2 protein-coding genes are annotated in these 3,047 nt (G+C 49.4%); both read right to left on the bottom strand.

The window, feature by feature from the left end; all coding sequences use genetic code 11:
• Nucleotides 1–56: 56 nt before the first annotated feature.
• Nucleotides 57–1,037, bottom strand: coding sequence for a DNA polymerase III subunit delta' (locus A3751_RS13500; protein ID WP_068456944.1), 981 nt, complete (start codon nucleotides 1,035–1,037; stop codon nucleotides 57–59).
• A gap of 9 nt (nucleotides 1,038–1,046) precedes the next feature.
• The coding region (locus tag A3751_RS13505) for a DUF3488 and transglutaminase-like domain-containing protein (protein WP_156492450.1) at nucleotides 1,047–3,047 on the bottom strand (2,001 nt) is incomplete at its 5' end.

Here is a 3,047-nt window from a genome sequence, read left to right on the forward strand (position 1 = left end):
CTATTTAAAGAAGTATAGGGCAATGTGTTAAACATGCTAATGAAATTCGTTAAACCCTACATCAATTCTAGCCAAGCAAGAATAACAGACTCGCATAACAACTGCGGGTTCGGGTTTGTAGTGCCGCGCAATAAGCGAAACTCCTTCAGCATTTTATCGCGCAAAGCAAACAACAATTCAGGGTGAGATTTTCCGGATAGGTAACGGAGCATAGCGACACCCTGCGGATGACTAAACATCGCTTCATCCTTAGTCGATTCGTACCGGATCATTTGCTCAGCCCATTGAATCAGCCACTCTAGTCGATCATCAAGAAAATCATCACTCCAATTTGCGGCTAAGTCTGGAACAGAAACCTCGCGTTTTAGAGCCTCAGACAAGCCTTTTAGCATTGCGAGCTGTTGATCCCAAGCACCCTGCTCTGCGTACCTCAGTGCCTTGAGCGGTTCATTATGAGCAATCGCAAGATATGCGGAAATTTGTTCGTCACTCTGCTCAAGGTTTTGCGATCTTAACCATAACTGCGCCTCATCAGGCCGAGGTGGAAAAATGGTTTTGATTTGGCATCGGGAGCGTATCGTGGGTAGCACTGCTTCCTGGCGCTCCGCAACCAAAAACAAAATCGTATCTCCCGCTGGCTCCTCAAGTGTTTTAAGCAAGGCATTTGACCCACTAAGGTTCATCGCCTCAACCGGATTAATAATCGCCACTTTATGACCGCCACGCATACTTGATTCGGTCACAAACTCTACAAGCTCGCGCACCGCATCTACCTTAATCTGCTTTCCCTCTTCCTCGGGACACAGACGAACAAAATCATTGTGGCTACCGGCCTCAAACAAACTGCAAGATTTGCATTTTCCACATGCGCGGCTTTCAACAGAATGCTCACAAAGAATCAGAGCTGCGAGATCCTCCGCTAGGCGACCAGCCCCCAGACCAACGCCACCAGATAACATAATGGCGTGCGGCAATTGCTTTTGTGCTTCAAGGGTTGCAATCCCTTCAGTGATATCACGATGCCAAGGCAGATTCATAGATTTAGACTAGTCATTGGAGTTGTCAGCATTGTACAGATTTTTATGCAATGCTTGCGTACGTTTTTCGAGAAGTCGTGAAAATCTGGGTCCGAGCTCTGCGGAGGCTCGCTCACTAAATGCCTTCGGCGTTTCCCCCATTTTTCGCTGCACTCCCTTCACCCTCAATAGCAACAAAAATCGCAAATACGTTCGTTCGACCTTGCTAAGCTTTGGATTATATCGGCCCAACCAAATATAGAGCACCACACACATTGAGATAAAAGCCAATAAGCCAACGAGCAGCCATAGCAAGGAGCGTAAATCAAACCCACCGATAAGGCTTTCAAGAATTTTGCGCTGATCCTGTTCGCCATAACCCAGAACAAAACGCTGCCAACGGTAGTTCAACTCATCGGATTGTCGACTGAGCCAGTTGAGAATTGGCAGCTCGCGAGCAAACGCTGCGAAGCGGTTGTCGGCAAGAAAAGTCCCTTCACCACGCACGGCTTCTTCTAAGTTTCGCTCAATACGATCTGGCGCGATATAGGCAGTTGGGTCTACTCGTAGCCAGCCCGTTCCAGTGATGTAAACCTCAACCCACGCGTGCGCATCGTACTGGCGGACTAGCCAGTAACCCATATCCTCATTGAACTCACCGCCTTGATAACCCGTTACTACGCGCGCGGGAAGACCGGCTTCACGAAAAAGGAAAGCCGCACTACTCGCAAAATGCTCACAGAACCCAAGACGCGTCCCAAAAAGAAAGTCGTCAACACTATCTACCCCAAGCGTTGGCGGTTTCAGCGTGTAGCCAAAGCCCTCATCATAAAAATAGCGCAGCACCGCAGCCACATACTCAAGCTCAGTAGGCCCGGACGAAAGCATCTGATCGACTAACTGACGCGCAAGCGGATTACCCGTTGGCGGGAGCTGAAGGTCTTGATTAACTTGCGAAGCAATGCGTTCTACACCTGATATGACAACAGCCCCAGGAACCTCCGAAACAGGTAAAAGCGTCTTTTCATACAACATCCTGTAAGGCGTTGGAGACACAACGTCTTGCCTGAACTCGTAGATTCCGCCACCCATTTTATGCACATTACCCGATGCCGGCTGCGAGCCAACCAATGCAAACGCCCAGCGGTTTTGATGCGGCTCTAGAATCACATCATAATAATTCTGATCGAGCTCTTGCGGCTCAAAAACCTCATACTTACGGTCATGCAAGAGCCCCTGACGTCCTCGCTCCAGCAGCAAAGAGCTAGATGCTCGTCTCCACGTTCTACCGTCAAAGTAATCCAGCAACATTGCGCGCCAATAAAGGTTTTGTCGTGCTGGGGCGACCCCACTGAAGCTCACTCTAAAAGCGCGCTCGGCAGACTGGCTCAGCTCAGCAATAGAGCCTGGCGTCATTTCTTCACTCATCCCTGTCTGTGAGTGGCTCGTTTTAATGGGCAAAGACCACAGCGGCGCGAAACGAGGAAAGAACAAAAAAAAGCACACCGCAAACGGTACTGCGAGCGAGAGCATTTTCGTCACTCGCCAAAGCTGCGATCTCACACTCCCGAGCGAGCTATCGCTCAAACGCATTAAAAGGCTAAAGCACAGCATCACGCAGAATAGCTGCAGCAATACATGACTGATTGACTGCTCAAACAACATCGAGACCGCGCTCAAATAAAACATGGAATAGACGAAGACCAGAATATCCCGCCTACCGGATAGCTCCGTCGCCTTCATACTCGCGACCAAGAGTAAAAAAACTGAGGCCATCTCCACTGAGTACGCCAATCGGTAATCGATAAAAAACAACGCGACACAGGTAAAGACCAGCACCAAGCGCAGAATCCGTGACTGCGCTAATGGGCGCACGTAAAGAAACAAACAAAATAAGGCAAGACATGGCAACAGCCATAACGGCGCGATCGTTAAGAACGCAACCGCTTGTACGCAAATCGCCAAAGCAACCAAATGTCGAAATTGCGGAAGGTCGTTCGCGAAAAAGTCTGAATTAGTGCCACTCACGCC

It is taken from the genome of Oleiphilus sp. HI0080 (genome assembly GCF_001635135.1).

Coding starts and splice junctions, on each gene's coding strand:
- A3751_RS13500 (WP_068456944.1), bottom strand. CDS start 1,037: ATGAATCTGCCTTGGCATCGTGATATCACTGAAGGGATTGCAACCCTT.